This is a genomic window from Streptomyces sp. NPDC008137 (genome assembly GCF_042957035.1).
Classification (GTDB): Bacteria; Actinomycetota; Actinomycetes; order Streptomycetales; family Streptomycetaceae; genus Streptomyces.
Map to the genome: position 1 here is coordinate 255,677 of NZ_JBIBHN010000008.1, position 14,496 is coordinate 270,172.

General features: G+C 70.1%; 16 protein-coding genes and 3 tRNA genes. 15 read left to right on the forward strand and 4 right to left on the reverse strand.

Annotated elements, in window-relative coordinates; genetic code table 11:
* Positions 1-9 precede the first annotated feature (9 nt).
* Entirely contained in the window at positions 10-666 is a 657-nt protein-coding gene (locus ACFZBT_RS16260; protein ID WP_391103483.1) for an NAD(P)H-binding protein, read from the reverse strand.
* A gap of 213 nt (positions 667-879) precedes the next feature.
* The gene (locus ACFZBT_RS16265; protein WP_391103485.1) at positions 880-2,139 is read right to left on the reverse strand and encodes an amidohydrolase family protein; all 1,260 of its coding nucleotides are present in this window, start codon (positions 2,137-2,139) and stop codon (positions 880-882) included.
* A 284-nt stretch (positions 2,140-2,423) separates the two neighbouring features.
* Between ACFZBT_RS16265 and ACFZBT_RS16270 the strand changes: the two genes are divergently transcribed.
* The 9 genes from ACFZBT_RS16270 (at position 2,424) to ACFZBT_RS16310 (ending at position 7,683) form a co-directional block, all read left to right on the forward strand.
* Positions 2,424-2,496 (forward strand) — tRNA-Thr (locus ACFZBT_RS16270).
* Positions 2,497-2,542: 46 nt separating this feature from the next.
* A tRNA-Met gene (locus tag ACFZBT_RS16275) sits at positions 2,543-2,615 on the forward strand.
* An 89-nt stretch (positions 2,616-2,704) separates the two neighbouring features.
* A complete protein-coding gene (gene rpmG / locus ACFZBT_RS16280; protein WP_003948671.1) occupies positions 2,705-2,869 on the forward strand; it encodes a 50S ribosomal protein L33 in 165 nt (54 codons plus the stop codon).
* Positions 2,870-3,003: 134 nt separating this feature from the next.
* Positions 3,004-3,456 carry a MaoC family dehydratase N-terminal domain-containing protein gene (locus ACFZBT_RS16285; protein ID WP_391103487.1) on the forward strand — a complete coding sequence of 151 codons (453 nt, stop codon included), beginning with the start codon at positions 3,004-3,006 and terminating at the stop codon, positions 3,454-3,456.
* An 8-nt stretch (positions 3,457-3,464) separates the two neighbouring features.
* Positions 3,465-3,893 carry a MaoC/PaaZ C-terminal domain-containing protein gene (locus ACFZBT_RS16290; protein WP_391103677.1) on the forward strand — a complete coding sequence of 143 codons (429 nt, stop codon included), beginning with the start codon at positions 3,465-3,467 and terminating at the stop codon, positions 3,891-3,893.
* A 129-nt stretch (positions 3,894-4,022) separates the two neighbouring features.
* Positions 4,023-4,577 (forward strand): TetR family transcriptional regulator, encoded by a 555-nt coding sequence (locus ACFZBT_RS16295; protein WP_391103490.1) that lies wholly within the window; start codon positions 4,023-4,025, stop codon positions 4,575-4,577.
* A gap of 91 nt (positions 4,578-4,668) precedes the next feature.
* Positions 4,669-6,105 (forward strand): DHA2 family efflux MFS transporter permease subunit, encoded by a 1,437-nt coding sequence (locus ACFZBT_RS16300; protein ID WP_391103493.1) that lies wholly within the window; start codon positions 4,669-4,671, stop codon positions 6,103-6,105.
* 49 nt (positions 6,106-6,154) lie between these two features.
* Positions 6,155-6,535: a DUF3291 domain-containing protein gene (locus ACFZBT_RS16305; RefSeq protein ID WP_391103496.1), complete on the forward strand. Its 381-nt coding sequence runs from the start codon at positions 6,155-6,157 to the stop codon at positions 6,533-6,535.
* Positions 6,536-6,627: 92 nt separating this feature from the next.
* Entirely contained in the window at positions 6,628-7,683 is a 1,056-nt protein-coding gene (locus ACFZBT_RS16310; protein WP_391103498.1) for a UDP-N-acetylmuramate dehydrogenase, read from the forward strand.
* A 283-nt stretch (positions 7,684-7,966) separates the two neighbouring features.
* Here ACFZBT_RS16310 and ACFZBT_RS16315 read toward each other — a convergent pair whose 3' ends face one another.
* Together ACFZBT_RS16315 and ACFZBT_RS16320 are read right to left on the reverse strand one after the other, a co-directional pair.
* Positions 7,967-8,998 carry an adenosine deaminase gene (locus tag ACFZBT_RS16315; RefSeq protein ID WP_391103501.1) on the reverse strand — a complete coding sequence of 344 codons (1,032 nt, stop codon included), beginning with the start codon at positions 8,996-8,998 and terminating at the stop codon, positions 7,967-7,969.
* A gap of 140 nt (positions 8,999-9,138) precedes the next feature.
* A complete protein-coding gene (locus ACFZBT_RS16320) occupies positions 9,139-10,365 on the reverse strand; it encodes an aminotransferase class I/II-fold pyridoxal phosphate-dependent enzyme (RefSeq protein ID WP_391103504.1) in 1,227 nt (408 codons plus the stop codon).
* A 306-nt stretch (positions 10,366-10,671) separates the two neighbouring features.
* Here ACFZBT_RS16320 and ACFZBT_RS16325 point away from each other — a divergent pair.
* From ACFZBT_RS16325 to ACFZBT_RS16350, 6 genes are all read left to right on the forward strand, one after another.
* Positions 10,672-10,744: transfer RNA gene (locus tag ACFZBT_RS16325), tRNA-Trp, on the forward strand.
* Positions 10,745-10,852: 108 nt separating this feature from the next.
* Positions 10,853-11,137 (forward strand): preprotein translocase subunit SecE, encoded by a 285-nt coding sequence (gene secE, locus ACFZBT_RS16330; protein ID WP_104785540.1) that lies wholly within the window; start codon positions 10,853-10,855, stop codon positions 11,135-11,137.
* Between the two features lie 80 nt (positions 11,138-11,217).
* A complete protein-coding gene (gene nusG / locus ACFZBT_RS16335; RefSeq protein WP_391103507.1) occupies positions 11,218-12,042 on the forward strand; it encodes a transcription termination/antitermination protein NusG in 825 nt (274 codons plus the stop codon).
* A gap of 161 nt (positions 12,043-12,203) precedes the next feature.
* Complete coding sequence (rplK, locus tag ACFZBT_RS16340; protein ID WP_031141270.1) at positions 12,204-12,638, forward strand: 50S ribosomal protein L11; 435 nt, start codon at positions 12,204-12,206, stop codon at positions 12,636-12,638.
* 76 nt (positions 12,639-12,714) lie between these two features.
* Positions 12,715-13,440, forward strand: a complete 726-nt coding sequence (gene rplA / locus ACFZBT_RS16345; protein ID WP_215119478.1) for a 50S ribosomal protein L1 — start codon at positions 12,715-12,717, stop codon at positions 13,438-13,440.
* A 128-nt stretch (positions 13,441-13,568) separates the two neighbouring features.
* Positions 13,569-14,435, forward strand: a complete 867-nt coding sequence (locus ACFZBT_RS16350; protein ID WP_391103511.1) for a hypothetical protein — start codon at positions 13,569-13,571, stop codon at positions 14,433-14,435.
* The last annotated feature ends 61 nt before the right edge of the window (positions 14,436-14,496 follow it).

Below are 14,496 nucleotides of genomic sequence, written 5' to 3' on the forward strand. Positions count from 1 at the left end.
CGGGAGCCGTCAGTTCCCCGCCACCGACTTAACCGCCACGGACACCGGAGCGGGCCCGCTGATCAGCTCCAGGGTGAGCCCGGCCGTCGCAGCGGTGTCCACCAACTCCGCCAATACGGCGGCCACGTCGTCACGCGGAATCGGCCCGCGGCCCGTATGCGCCTCCAGGCGGACGAGGCCGGTGCCGGCGTCGTCGGTGAGCTGACCGGGCCGCAGGATCGTCCAGTCCAGGGCGTTCAGACCGCGCACGTACGCGTCCGCCTCGCCCTTGGCACGCAGGTACACGTCGAAGATCTCGTCGCCCTCGTGCCCAGGGTCGGCGCCCATGGACGACACGACCACCAGGCGCCGTACGCCCGCCTTCACCGCCGCGTCCGCGAAGAGGACCGCCGCGGCCTTGTCCACCGTGTCCTTGCGGGCCGACCCGCTGCCCGGGCCCGCGCCGGCCGCGAAGACCGCCGCGTCGGCACCCCGCAGGCGCTCCGCGACCTCGTCCACGGACGCCGACTCCAGGTCGAGCACGACCGGTTCGGCACCGGCCTCCCGCAGATCGTCGGCCTGTTCGGCCTTACGGATGATCCCCGCTACCTCGTCCCCGCGCGCGGCGAGCAGCCGCTCCAGCCGCAACGCGATCTGACCATGACCACCAGCGATGACAATGCGCATGCCTCCGACCGTACGCCCGGACGCCCCCGTCCGCCGCACGACTTCGCCCACGCCCCCACGACGCACACGACACACCCGCCCAATGCCCTACACCCGCCCACCGCCCTACATCCCCACCCGCCCACGTCCCCACCGCTCCACACCCCACGACAGAGCGTCGGTCCTCCGCCAAGCCGCTTCACACCCGGCCCCTACGACACCTCCCCCCGGCCCCTACGACACCTCTCCCCGCCCCTGCCGCGGCAGCCCCAGTTCCGCCGAAGCCGCCGAATCGCAGTACTCCCGCACCGCGCTGGTCCGCGCCACCACACGCCCCCGGTGCACCACCACCCGGCTGTACGCCAGCGAGAGCGCCCCCGCCAGTGTGTCCCCGCGCACCGCGAGCAGTTCGGCCGGGAAGCCCGCCTCCACGCGGACCGCGGGCAGCCCCAGCACCGCCCGCGCCGACGTGCTCACCGCGTCGTACGCCTCCTCGGGTGCCAGCCCGTAGCGCGAGGCCAGCAGGAACGCCGCCTCCAGCGGATCGCCGCGCCCCACCGGGTTCGACACGTCCCGCAGCGCCCCACTCCCGGCGGCCACCCGCACCCCGGCCGTGCGCAGCAGCCGCACCGGAGCCGCGCCCCGCCGGTCCACGCCACCGCAGCCGCCCTGCGGCAGGCACACCACCGCCACCCCCGCCGCCGCGAGCTGGTCGGCGGTCCGCGAGGCCACCTCGGTGGGCAGCCGTCCGAGGTCGCCGCACGGGCTCAAGGTCACGCCGGGACGCAGCCCGCCCGCCATCGCCGCGAGCCGGGCCAGCCGCGCCGGATCCCCGGCGTCCGTGTGCAGGTCGACGGGACAGCCGTGCTCGGAGGCGACCTCCAGGACCGCCTCCACGTACCCCGTCGGATCCGGGTCGAGATCGGGCCGGCCGCCCACCACCGAGGCGCCCATCTTCACCGCGTCCCGCAGCACCGCCAGCCCGTCCGCGCCGGCCACCCCGGTCAGCACCCGTGGCATCGCGACCGTCGTCAGCTCGGTCAGCCCCCGCAGGGCCCGCCGCGCCTGCAACACGGCCTCCAGCGCGCCCAGCCCCTGGACGTCCCCCACGCGCACGTGGGCCCGCAGCGCGGTCGCCCCGTGCCCGAGCTGGAGCAGCGCGGCCTCGGTGGCCCGGCGCTGCACGTCCCGCGGCTCGTACGAGACGGGTCCCTCGGTGTCGGCCGACAGGGCCGTGTCGGCGTGGGCGTGCGCTTCGGCCGGGGCCGGCAGGAGCAGATAGCCGCCGAGGTCCACCCGCGCCCCGCACGCGCGCGTGCCGCCCGCCGCCAGGCTGCCGGCCGTCCCGACCGCCTCGATGTGCCCGCCGCCCAGCCGTACGTCCACGGTCCGGCCGTCGGTGAGCCGCGCCCCGCACAGCAGCAGCGACGACGGGTCGGCCGGACCCGGCGAGGACGACGGGGGCGGTGGCGGCTGCGGCTGGCTGTCGGGCATCGCGCTCCAGGGGCTCGGGCTTGCGCACGGGAGGACGCATGATCACGCAGAGTGAGTCGAGCCTAGGACGGCCTCCCGCCCATGGCGGGGAGGAGCGCAATAGTCGTACCGGTGTGGCCCGCTGTGCGGATGGGAAGCGGGAGGGATGCGGAAAGGGCTGGCGCTCGAGAGGCCGCCGGCAGGCCGCCGGCAGGCCGCCGACAGGACGGTCCGAGCGCCTGCGGCGGGTACCCCGAAACGGATTTGGGTGAACGGCTTCCGACCGTGTAATGTCTTCATCGCTCGCCCCAATAGCTCAGTCGGCAGAGCGTCTCCATGGTAAGGAGAAGGTCAACGGTTCGATTCCGTTTTGGGGCTCTGGTGTGTGAGGTTCCCGTCGCGAGGCGGGACCCGATCGCATCACAGCGGTGTAGCTCAGTCGGTAGAGCAAGCGGCTCATAATCGCTGTGTCACCGGTTCAAGTCCGGTCACCGCTACTGACAGTAGCCGATTGCGGGGTCGGTCCTTCGATCGGCTACTCTTTTATGCGTTAAACCATCCCATCCGTTCGTCAAGGAGCACTCACGTGGCTGCCACCGACGTCCGCCCGAAGATCACGCTGGCCTGCGTGGAGTGCAAGGAGCGGAACTACATCACCAAGAAGAACCGGCGTAACAACCCGGACCGTCTTGAGATGAAGAAGCACTGCCCGCGTTGCAACGCGCACACCGCGCACCGCGAGACGCGATAAATCAGGCTCGTACGCGAGGCCGCTCCCGAGTGATCGGGGGCGGCCTCGCGTCGTTGAACGACCCGTACCGGTCAGTAGAACGACCCGGTCAGTAGAGCAACCCGGTCGGTAGAGCAACCAGGAGGTGCCGAGCCATGGCGCTCGACCAGTCCTTCGTGGGGCGGACGTACCCGCCCACCGCGCCCTACGAGGTGGGCCGGGAGAAGATCCGAGAGTTCGCCGAGGCGGTCGGGGACGCCAACCCCGCGTACACGGACCCGGAGGCGGCCAAGGAACTCGGCCACCCCGACGTGATCGCGCCGCCGACCTTCGTCTTCTCGATCACCTTCAAGGCCGCCGGCCAGGTCGTCCAGGACCCCCAGCTCGGCTTGGACTACAGCCGGGTGGTGCACGGCGACCAGAAGTTCGCCTACCGCCGCCCGGTGCGCGCAGGCGACCGGCTCACGGTCACCTCGACCATCGAGGCCGTCAAGTCCCTCGCGGGCAACGACATCCTGGACATCCGAGGCGAGGTCCACGACGAGGCCGGCGAGCACGTCGTGACCGCCTGGACCAAGCTCGTGGCCCGCGCGGCCGAGGAGGCGTGAGCGATCCCATGACGGCGAAGATCTCCTACTCCGACGTCGAGGTCGGCACCGAACTGCCCGCGCGGACCTTCCGCGTGACCCGGGCGGATCTCGTCCGGTACGCGGGTGCCTCCGGCGACTTCAACCCGATCCACTGGAACGAGAAGTTCGCCAAGGAGGTCGGCCTGCCGGACGTCATCGCGCACGGCATGTTCACCATGGCCGAGGCGATCCGCGTGGTCACTGACTGGGCCGGTGACCCGGGTGCGGTCGTCGAGTACGGCGTCCGCTTCACCAAGCCGGTCGTCGTCCCGAACGACGACGAGGGCGCCGTGATCGAGGTCGCCGCCAAGGTCGCGGCCAAGCTCGACGACAACACCGTCCGCGTGGACCTGACGGCGACCAGCGCGGGACAGAAGGTGCTGGGCATGTCGCGGGCGGTCGTACGGCTGGCCTGAGCCGGTCGGCGGCGCACATCAGTGACGGGTAAGGGTAAGGGGCGCTTTCCGTAGCGGGGCGCCCCTTACGCGCACGGAGGCCTGGGTACCCCCTTGACTCACTTAGTGATTGAGTACTAACTTACTTCCATGGCCAGGATGAGTGCGGAGGAGAGGCGCGAGAGCGTCATCCGTGCGGCGACGACCGAGTTCGCCCGCGGCGGCTACCACGGCACGTCGACCGAGGCGATCGCCCGGCGGGTCGGCGTCTCGCAGCCGTATCTCTTCCGGCTCTTCCCCGGCAAGAAAGCGATCTTCCTGGCGGCGGCCGAGCGGTGCGTCGAGGACACCATCCGGATGTTCGCGGAGGCGGCCGAGGGGCTGGAGGGCGAAGAGGCCCGCCATGCCATGGGCGGCGCGTACATCGAGGCCATCTCCGAACAGCCCGAGCTGCTGATGATGCAGATGCAGATGTACCTCGCCGTGGCGGCCGCCGAGGAAGAGGGGGACCACGAGTTCGGTGAGGCCGTGCGCAGCGGCTGGATGCGTCTGTGGGACACCATCCACCTGCCACTGGGTGCCGACGCTCACGAGACGACGACTTTCCTGTCCCAGGGCATGCTCATCAACTGCCTGGTGGCCATGGGATTCCCGGCCGATCACCGGGTCTGGGCGGGATTGACCCCGCCGGAGCCCGGCGGCTGACAAGGAAGGGCGAGGATGCCCGGCCTTTTCATGACCGCAAAAGTTAGTAATCAATAACTAATCGATCACGCGAATCGCCCTTGGAGGAGCGATGTCACAGCGGACAGCACGTCGCGGGGGAGCCGCCTGGGCCCTCGTCATCACCAGCGTCGCCGGATTCATGGCGGCTCTCGACAACCTCGTCGTCACCACCGCGCTGCCCTCCATCCGCGAGGACCTCGGCGGCGCCCTGCACGATCTGGAATGGACCGTGAGCGCCTACACGCTCACCTTCGCCGTCCTGCTGATGTTCGGCGCGGCCCTCGGCGACCGCTTCGGCCGCCGCCGGCTCTTCATAGCGGGACTCGCCGTCTTCACCGGGGCCTCCGCCGCGGCGGCCATGGCACCCGGCATCGACTCCCTCATCGCGGCCCGCGCGGTCCAGGGCGCCGGCGCGGCCGTCATGATGCCGCTGACGCTCACCCTGCTGACGGCCGCCGTACCCGCTGCCAAGCGGGGTATGGCGTACGGCATCTGGGGCGCCGTCAACGGACTGGCCGTCGCCTCCGGGCCGCTGGTCGGCGGCACCCTCACCGAACACATCTCCTGGCAGTGGATCTTCTGGCTGAACGTCCCGCTGGGACTGGCCCTGCTGCCGCTCGCCCGCCTCCGCCTCGCCGAGTCGCACGGCACCGGCTCACCGCTCGACATCCCCGGCACCCTGCTCGCCAGCGGCGGTCTCTTCGGGATCGTCTACGGCCTCGTCCGCGGACCCGTCGACGGCTGGACCGGATCCCTCGTCCTGACGGGCCTGTTCGCCGGCACCGCACTGCTCGCGGGCTTCGTCCTCTACAGCACCCGCGCCAGGAACCCCATGCTCCCGATGCGGCTCTTCCGCTCCCGGGCGTTCTCGGGCATCAACGCGGCGAGCCTGCTGATGTTCCTCGGCATGTTCGGCTCGATCTTCCTGCTCAGCCAGTACATGCAGGGTGTCCTCGGCTACTCGCCCACCGAGGCGGGCCTCAGGATGCTGCCCTGGACCGGTATGCCGATGCTGGTCGCCCCGATCGCCGGCATCCTCGCCGACCGCATCGGCGGCCGCCCGGTCGTCGCCGCCGGCCTTTTCCTGCAGGCCCTGGGCCTCGGCTACATGTCGGTAGTGGCCACGGCGGACGCCTCCTACACCGCCCAGTTGCCCGCCTTGATCGTCAGCGGCATCGGCATGGCCCTGTACTTCGCCCCCGCCGCGCACCTGGTGATGTCCAGCGTCCGGCCCCAGGAGCAGGGCATCGCCTCCGGCGCGAACAACGCCCTGCGCGAGGTGGGTGGAGCGCTCGGTATCGCTGTCATGGCGTCGATCTTCGCGGCCCAGGGCGGCTACGAGTCCGGCCAGGCCTTCGTCGACGGCATGCGGCCTGCCCTGGTGACGGGCTCGGCGGTGGTCGGCCTCGCCGGCATCGCGGCCCTGCTGATCCCGACCCGACGGCACACCGAGCGACAGGCGGCCGCCGCCGAACCGGCGCCCGTCCTGGAGACCGCTTCCCGCTGAGACCAGCAGGCCTGACCACCAGGTTCGACGACCCGAAGGAGGAACAGCCATGCCCACCCTTCCCTGGACCGTCCCGAACACTCCGCCCGACGACACCGAGGTGCACGTCTTCGCCTCCCGCTTCGAGACCCGCACGCTGTGGGGAGCGCTCAAGTTCCTCGCCGGTACGCCCGCCGTCTGGCGGCAGGTGAGCCGGAGCCCGGGCGCCTACGGGGCCACGCTGAAGGCGCAGCCCTTCAAGCGGACCTTCTGGACGCTGTCCGCCTGGGAGTCGAAGGACGCGCTCCGCGACTTCGTCCGTTCGGGCGCCCACGGCCCGGCCGCCCGGGGCCTCGCCCCGCAGATGGCGGACGCGGCGTTCACCACCTGGCAGGCGAAGAGCGAGGAACTCCCGCTCTCCTGGTCCGAGGCGATGCGACGCCTGTCCTGACAGCCACGCGTGCGTGCGGCCCCCTTCCTCACGAAGGCGGCCGCACGCACGCGTGCCCGAGCCTGTCAGTGCCGTCTCGTACTCTTGAGCCCGTGCAGGAACTCCACGACGCCCCCCTCGCCCCGCTGACCACCTTCCGGCTGGGCGGTCCCGCGACCCGGCTGATCACCGCGACGACGGACGACGAGGTGATCGCCGCCGTCCGCGAAGCCGACGAGGCGGGCACCCCCCTGCTGCTCATCGGCGGCGGCTCGAACCTGGTCATCGGCGACAAGGGCTTCGAGGGCACCGCCCTCGTCATCGCCACCCAGGGCTTCTCCCTCGACGGCACCCGGCTGGAGCTGGCCGCCGGCGAGGTGTGGACCGACGCCGTCGCCCGCACGGTGGAGGCGGGCCTCGCCGGCATCGAGTGCCTGGCCGGCATCCCCGGCTCGGCGGGCGCGACCCCCATCCAGAACGTCGGGGCGTACGGCCAGGAGGTCTCCTCGACGATCACCGAGGTCGTCGCGTACGACCGCCGGACCGGCGAGACGGTCACTCTGGCCAACGCGGACTGCGCATTCTCCTACCGCCACAGCCGTTTCAAGTCCGACCCGGAGCGCTACGTGGTGCTGCGCGTGCGCTTCGCCCTGGAGGAAGCGGGCGGCTTCTCCGCCCCCCTCCGGTACGCCGAGACGGCCCGCGCCCTCGGCGTGGAAGCGGGCGACCGCGTCCCGCTCGCGTCTGCCCGGGACACGGTGCTCAAGCTGCGCGCCGGCAAGGGCATGGTCCTGGACGCCGAGGACCACGACACCTGGTCTGCAGGCTCCTTCTTCACCAACCCGATCCTCACGGACACCGGCTTCGCGACGTTCCGCGCGCGCGTGAAGCAGCGCCTGGGCGACGACGCCGAGCCCCCCGCCTACCCGGCGGGGGAGGGCCACACCAAGACCTCCGCCGCCTGGCTGATCGACAAGGCGGGCTTCACCAAGGGCTACGGCGACGGTCCCGCCCGCATCTCCACCAAGCACACCCTGGCCCTCACCAACCGGGGGAGTGCGACCACCGAGGACCTCCTCACCCTGGCCCGTGAGGTCGTGGCCGGTGTCCACGAGGCCTTCGGCATCACGCTGGTCAACGAGCCGGTGACGGTCGGGGTCAGCCTGTAGGCGCTCGGCGTCGGTGCTGGGGGCGGGTGGGTGCGCAACTCGGCGCGACGAGGTGCCGCTGCGCCCACCCGTGCCGCCCCTAGCGGCACGCATGCCCGCAGCGGGGGCGGTGCGCATGCCCGCAGCCACCCGCCGGACGGACGCAAGGGGCCGTACCGGGGGGTGTCCGCCCGCAGCGGTTGTCGCGTCAACGAACAGCGAGTCGGTACGCAACCCCATCGCGACGTTCCGAGGACGGACACCCCCCGGCACGGCCCCGACCCCCCACCCACCCGCAGCCGCGCTACGACACCAACCAGTCGTCCACCCCCGCCAGCAGCTTCGTCTTCACATCCTCCGGCGCCGCCGACCCCCGCACCGACTGCCGGGCCACCTCCGCCAGCTCCGCGTCCGTGAACCCGTGATGCTGCCGCGCGATCTCGTACTGCGCCGCCAGCCGGGACCCGAACAGCAGCGGATCGTCCGCCCCCAGAGCCATCGGGACACCCGCCTCGAACAGAGTTCGCAGAGGGACGTCCTCCGGCTTCTCGTAGACACCGAGCGCCACGTTCGACGCCGGGCACACCTCACACGTCACACCCCGGTCGGCCAGACGCTTCAGCAGCCGCGGATCCTCCGCCGCCCGGACCCCGTGCCCCAGCCGGTTCGCGCCCAGGTCGTCCAGACAGTCCCGCACCGACGACGGCCCCGTCAGCTCGCCCCCGTGCGGCGCCGACATCAGCCCGGCCTCCCGCGCGATGGCGAACGCCCGGTCGAAGTCGCGCGCCATCCCCCGCCGTTCGTCATTGGAGAGCCCGAAGCCGACCACGCCCCGATCCGCGTACCGCACCGCCAGCCGGGCCAGCGTGCGCGCGTCCAGCGGGTGCTTCATCCGGTTCGCCGCGACCAGGACCCGCATACCGAGCCCCGTCTCACGGGACGTCGTCTCCACCGCGTCGAGGATGACCTCCAGCGCCGGGATCAGACCCCCCAGCCGAGGCGCGTACGACGTCGGGTCGACCTGGATCTCCAGCCACCCCGACCCGTCCCGCAGATCCTCCTCCGCGGCCTCCCGCACCAGCCGCTGGATGTCCTCCGGCTCCCGCAGGCACGAGCGCGCCGCGTCGTACAGCCGCTGAAAGCGGAACCAGCCCCGCTCGTCCGTCGCCCGCAGTCTCGGCGGCTCCCCGCTGACCAGCGCCTCGCTCAGCGCGTCGGGCAGCCGCACCCCGTACTTGTCGGCCAGTTCCAGCACGGTCGAGGGCCGCATCGAGCCGGTGAAGTGCAGGTGCAGATGGGCTTTCGGCAGTTCAGAGACATCACGTACACGCTCCATCCCAGGATCCTGCCGTATGCCTCAGCCGTCCCGACAGCGTTTTCCCCGAACGTGGTCTTGCTCGCACGCGCACACGACGAAGCGGGCCGCTCCCACAAGGGGAACGACCCGCTCCAACCTACTCACGTGAGCAGGCTGAATCAGTCCCTGGCCTCCGCCAGCAGCTTCTGGATCCGGCTCACGCCCTCGACGAGATCCTCGTCACCCAGCGCGTACGACAGCCGCAGGTAACCAGGCGTGCCGAACGCCTCACCGGGCACCACCGCGACCTCGGACTCCTCCAGGATCAGCGCGGCCAGCTCGACCGTGTCCTTGGGCCGGCGCCCCCGGATCTCCTTGCCGACCAGGCCCTTCACCGACGGGTACGCGTAGAACGCGCCCTCCGGCTCCGGGCACACCACGCCGTCGATCTCGTTCAGCATCCGCACGATGGTCTTGCGGCGCCGGTCGAACGCCTCACGCATCTTCGCGACGGCGTCCAGATCACCCGAGACGGCGGCCAGCGCCGCCACCTGCGCCACGTTGGACACGTTCGACGTGGCGTGGGACTGCAGGTTCGTCGCGGCCTTGACCACGTCCTTCGGGCCGATGATCCACCCGACCCGCCAGCCGGTCATGGCGTACGTCTTCGCGACACCGTTGACCACGACGCACTTGTCGCGCAGCTCGGGCACCACGGCCGGGAGCGACACGGCCGAGGCGTCGCCGTAGACCAGGTGCTCGTAGATCTCGTCGGTCAGCACCCACAGGCCGTGCTCGGCGGCCCAGCGGCCGATGGCCTCGGTCTCCTGCTCGCTGTAGACCGCGCCGGTGGGGTTCGACGGCGAGACGAACAGGACGACCTTCGTCTTCTCCGTACGGGCGGCCTCCAGCTGCTCCACGGACACCCGGTAGCCGGTCGTCTCGTCGGCGACGACCTCCACCGGGACACCCCCGGCCAGCCGGATCGACTCCGGGTACGTCGTCCAGTACGGCGCGGGCACGATGACCTCGTCGCCCGGGTCGAGGATCGCGGCGAAGGCCTCGTAGATGGCCTGCTTGCCACCGTTGGTGACGAGGATCTGCGACGCGTCGACCTCGTAGCCCGAGTCGCGCAGCGTCTTCGCGGCGATCGCGGCCTTCAGCTCGGGCAGACCGCCGGCCGGCGTGTAGCGGTGGAACTTCGGGTTCTTGCAGGCCTCGATCGCGGCCTCGACGATGTAGTCCGGGGTCGGGAAGTCGGGCTCACCGGCGCCGAAGCCGATCACCGGCCGCCCGGCGGCCTTGAGGGCCTTGGCCTTGGCGTCCACGGCGAGGGTGGCGGACTCGGAGATCGCGCCGACTCGGGCGGAGACCCGGCGCTCGGTGGGAGGGGTTGCAGGGCTCATGGGCCCCATCGTTTCAGACCGGAAACGCTCGCGGCACGGGGGTTTCACAGACTGAACAACGTCGGGCAAACCCCTGAACAACAGTACGGATCGACCGCCCGGCCTGGGCGATCTTCAGCCGGAGGTCCTTCGCCCGCTTCCCGTTCCGAGGGCGATCTTGCGCCAACAAGGCCTCCCGCGGGCCCTTTCTGTTCGACGACCGGCCGCGGAGCACGTACACTCTCACCTCGTTGGCCTTCAGCAGGCCGCGCCCGTTCGGTGCACACCAGGCATCCGGATGGATGCGGTACGTTGGGGGACACACAAAGGGTCGTAGCTCAATTGGTAGAGCACTGGTCTCCAAAACCAGCGGTTGGGGGTTCAAGTCCCTCCGGCCCTGCTACACACACCTTCGCCAGGATGTGTGCGCATGTACGTACAGCAATGCACCGCCGTGCGGCTCAGACCGGGCGCGGCACGGCCACGACCCGGAATCAGGTGAGGACGAGTGACGGACGCCGTGGGCTCCATCGACATGCCTGATGCCCAGGATGAGGCGCCGGAGTCCAAGAAGGCCCGCAAGGGCGGCAAGCGCGGCAAGAAGGGCCCGCTGAAGCGCCTGGCCCTCTTCTACCGCCAGATCGTCGCGGAGCTGCGCAAGGTCGTCTGGCCGACGCGCAATCAGCTGACGACGTACACGACCGTGGTGATCATCTTTGTCGTCATCATGATCGGCCTGGTCACCGTGATTGACTATGGACTCAGCAACGCCGCCAAGTACGTGTTCGGCTGAGCAGCCCGCGAAGAGCGCCGAGGTACCCGGCGCTCCTTTCGCATGTTCCACCCCTATGTATCCAGGAAGAAGCAGCCACCGTGTCTGACCCGAACGTGAACGACGCCATCGAGCCTGTCGAGTCCGTCGAGGACGAGCTCGACACCGTCGAGGGCGCGGACAGCGAGGACACCGAGACCTCCGCCGAGGTCGAGGCTGCCGACGCCGTCGCGGACGACGCCGCCGAAGCGGAGTCCGAGGACGGCGAAGAGGCCGCGGAAGAACTCGAGGAAGAGCCCGAGGACGACCGCGACCCGATCGAGAAGCTCCGCGAGGAACTGCGGGTCCTGCCCGGCGAGTGGTACGTCATCCACACCTACGCCGGCTACGAGAACCGCGTGAAGACCAACCTGGAGCAGCGCGCCGTCTCGCTGAACGTCGAGGACTACATCTTCCAGGCCGAGGTGCCGCAGGAAGAGGTCGTCCAGATCAAGAACGGCGACCGCAAGACGATCAAGCAGAACAAGCTCCCGGGCTACGTCCTCGTCCGCATGGACCTGACCAACGAGTCCTGGGGTGTCGTCCGCAACACCCCCGGCGTCACCGGCTTCGTGGGCAATGCCTACGACCCGTACCCGCTGACCCTGGACGAGATCGTCAAGATGCTCGCCCCGGAGGCCGAGGAGAAGGCCGCCCGCGAGGCCGCCGAGGCCGAGGGCAAGCCGGCTCCGGCCCGCAAGGTCGAGGTCCAGGTGCTGGACTTCGAGGTCGGCGACTCGGTCACCGTCACCGACGGCCCGTTCGCCACGCTGCAGGCGACCATCAACGAGATCAACCCGGACTCGAAGAAGGTCAAGGGCCTCGTCGAGATCTTCGGCCGCGAGACGCCGGTCGAGCTCTCCTTCGACCAGATCCAGAAGAACTAGCGGACACCAGCTTCCGAGCAGGTCAGACAGGCTCCTGGAGCCTGCCTGACCTGCTCGGTTTTTGGCCGCACATGGATACCCGTTATCGTTGTGCGGTATGCCTCCAGCCGGATGATCCGGTTCGGAGGCTGGAAAACTCTCACTAGGACCCGGAGAGAGCAATGCCTCCCAAGAAGAAGAAGGTCACGGGGCTCATCAAGCTCCAGATCCAGGCCGGTGCGGCCAACCCGGCTCCGCCGGTCGGCCCCGCGCTGGGCCAGCACGGCGTCAACATCATGGAGTTCTGCAAGGCCTACAACGCCGCGACCGAGTCGCAGCGTGGCTGGGTCATCCCGGTGGAGATCACGGTCTACGAGGACCGTTCCTTCACCTTCATCACCAAGACCCCGCCGGCCGCCAAGATGATCCTGAAGGCCGCGGGCATCGAGAAGGGCTCGGGCGAGCCGCACAAGACCAAGGTCGCGAAGATCACGCGTGACCAGGTCCGTGAGATCGCCACGACCAAGATGCCCGACCTCAACGCCAACGACCTGGACGCCGCCGCGAAGATCATCGCCGGCACCGCCCGTTCCATGGGCGTCACGGTCGAGGACTGAGCCCCAACCCCATCAGCAGAAGTGGCAGGGCCGGCTCGGCCCGGACCACGACTCCTAAGAATCCACAGGAGCAGTAGTGAGCAAGCGCAGCAAGTCCCTTCGCGCTGCGGACGCCAAGATCGACCGGGAGAAGCTCTACGCCCCGCTCGAGGCCGTCCGTCTCGCCAAGGAGACCTCCACGACCAAGTTCGACGGCACCGTCGAGGTCGCCTTCCGTCTGGGTGTCGACCCGCGCAAGGCCGACCAGATGGTCCGTGGCACCGTGAACCTCCCGCACGGCACCGGTAAGACCGCCCGGGTCCTGGTCTTCGCGACCGGTGACCGTGCCGAGGCCGCTCGTGCCGCGGGCGCCGACATCGTCGGTGCCGACGAGCTGATCGACGAGGTGTCGAAGGGCCGTCTGGACTTCGACGCCGTCGTCGCCACCCCGGACCTCATGGGCAAGGTCGGCCGCCTCGGCCGCGTGCTCGGCCCGCGTGGTCTGATGCCGAACCCGAAGACCGGCACCGTCACCCCCGATGTCACCAAGGCTGTCAACGACATCAAGGGCGGCAAGATCGAGTTCCGCGTCGACAAGCACTCGAACCTGCACTTCATCATCGGCAAGACGTCGTTCGACGACACCAAGCTGGTGGAGAACTACGGCGCGGCGCTGGAGGAGATCCTCCGTCTGAAGCCGTCCGCCGCCAAGGGTCGCTACATCAAGAAGGCCGCCATCAGCACCACGATGGGCCCCGGCATTCCGGTCGACTCCAACCGCACCCGCAACCTCCTCGTCGAGGAGGACCCGGCCGCGGTCTGAGCCTGACGGCTCGCCCAACCGGTCACGGGCCCCGCACCTCTCACAGGTGCGGGGCCCGTTCCCTTTTCCGGTACGTACGCCGGTGGCCTGGGTTAACGTGCGGGAACCGGATGCGAACGGGGGGACGTATGCAGGGCACGACCGTGCGCCGCGTGGGCCTGGTGCTCGCGGTGGCGACCGCGCTGACAGGGGTGGCCGCCTGCACCTTCTCGGAGTCCTCGGACCGCCCGGGCAAGGACGACCGTGCCGTGAGCGGCAGCTCCCTGGCGGCCCTGCGCTCCGCCGAGCGGGCCACCGCACGGGCCGAGTCCGCCCGGGTCGAATCCACGACCACCATGGGTTCGCTGATGTCCATGACCGCCGACGGCACCCTCGGCTGGAGCGACGGCATCACCGGCACCCTCACCATCACCTACACCGGCGGCACGATCGCCGACACCATGCGCAGGCTCGGCACCACCTCGATGGAGGCCCGCTACCTGCCCGACGCCTACTACGCGCGCATGGGCGACAAATTCGCCGAGCAGGCCGACGGCAGACACTGGATCCGGTACGCGTACGACGATCTCGAGGCCCTCACCGGCGGGTCCGGGTCCCACCTCGGCGACCAGATGCGCACCACCACGCCCAACCAGTCCGTGAAACTGCTGCTGGCCTCCGGGGACGTCAGAAAGGTCGGCGAGGAGACCGTGCGCGGCCGGGCCGCCGCGCACTACTCCGGCACCGTGGCCGCGGCGGACGTCACCGACGAGGGCCTCAGGAAGCAGCTCACCGAGGCCGGCGTCACCAATGAGACCGTCGACATCTGGATCGACGAGCGGAATCTCCTGGTCAAGAAGGTGGAGAAGGCGCGGATGACCACGGGCCGGATGACCCAGACCGCGCACTACCGTGACTACGGCGTGCGAGTGCGGCCCCAGCGGCCCCCGCTGTCCGACACCGGTGACTTCGAGGACCTGATGCGGAAGAAGGCCGGTACAGCCGGTAAGCCCTGAGGTTGCCGTGAATTCGGTTAGATCACTTGTGCCCCTTGGGGTAGGCTCACGGCCTTGCTGT

Bases quoted from the DNA above. Each gene is read 5' to 3' on its own strand.
- ACFZBT_RS16260 (WP_391103483.1), bottom strand. From the start codon at position 666: ATGCGCATTGTCATCGCTGGTGGTCATGGTCAGATCGCGTTGCGGCTG.
- ACFZBT_RS16265 (WP_391103485.1), bottom strand. From the start codon at position 2,139: ATGCCCGACAGCCAGCCGCAGCCGCCACCGCCCCCGTCGTCCTCGCCG.
- ACFZBT_RS16285 (WP_391103487.1), top strand. From the start codon at position 3,004: ATGGCGCTCGACCAGTCCTTCGTGGGGCGGACGTACCCGCCCACCGCG.
- ACFZBT_RS16290 (WP_391103677.1), top strand. From the start codon at position 3,465: ATGACGGCGAAGATCTCCTACTCCGACGTCGAGGTCGGCACCGAACTG.
- ACFZBT_RS16295 (WP_391103490.1), top strand. From the start codon at position 4,023: ATGGCCAGGATGAGTGCGGAGGAGAGGCGCGAGAGCGTCATCCGTGCG.
- ACFZBT_RS16300 (WP_391103493.1), top strand. From the start codon at position 4,669: ATGTCACAGCGGACAGCACGTCGCGGGGGAGCCGCCTGGGCCCTCGTC.
- ACFZBT_RS16305 (WP_391103496.1), top strand. From the start codon at position 6,155: ATGCCCACCCTTCCCTGGACCGTCCCGAACACTCCGCCCGACGACACC.
- ACFZBT_RS16315 (WP_391103501.1), bottom strand. From the start codon at position 8,998: ATGGAGCGTGTACGTGATGTCTCTGAACTGCCGAAAGCCCATCTGCAC.
- ACFZBT_RS16320 (WP_391103504.1), bottom strand. From the start codon at position 10,365: ATGAGCCCTGCAACCCCTCCCACCGAGCGCCGGGTCTCCGCCCGAGTC.
- rplK (WP_031141270.1), top strand. From the start codon at position 12,204: ATGCCTCCCAAGAAGAAGAAGGTCACGGGGCTCATCAAGCTCCAGATC.
- ACFZBT_RS16350 (WP_391103511.1), top strand. From the start codon at position 13,569: ATGCAGGGCACGACCGTGCGCCGCGTGGGCCTGGTGCTCGCGGTGGCG.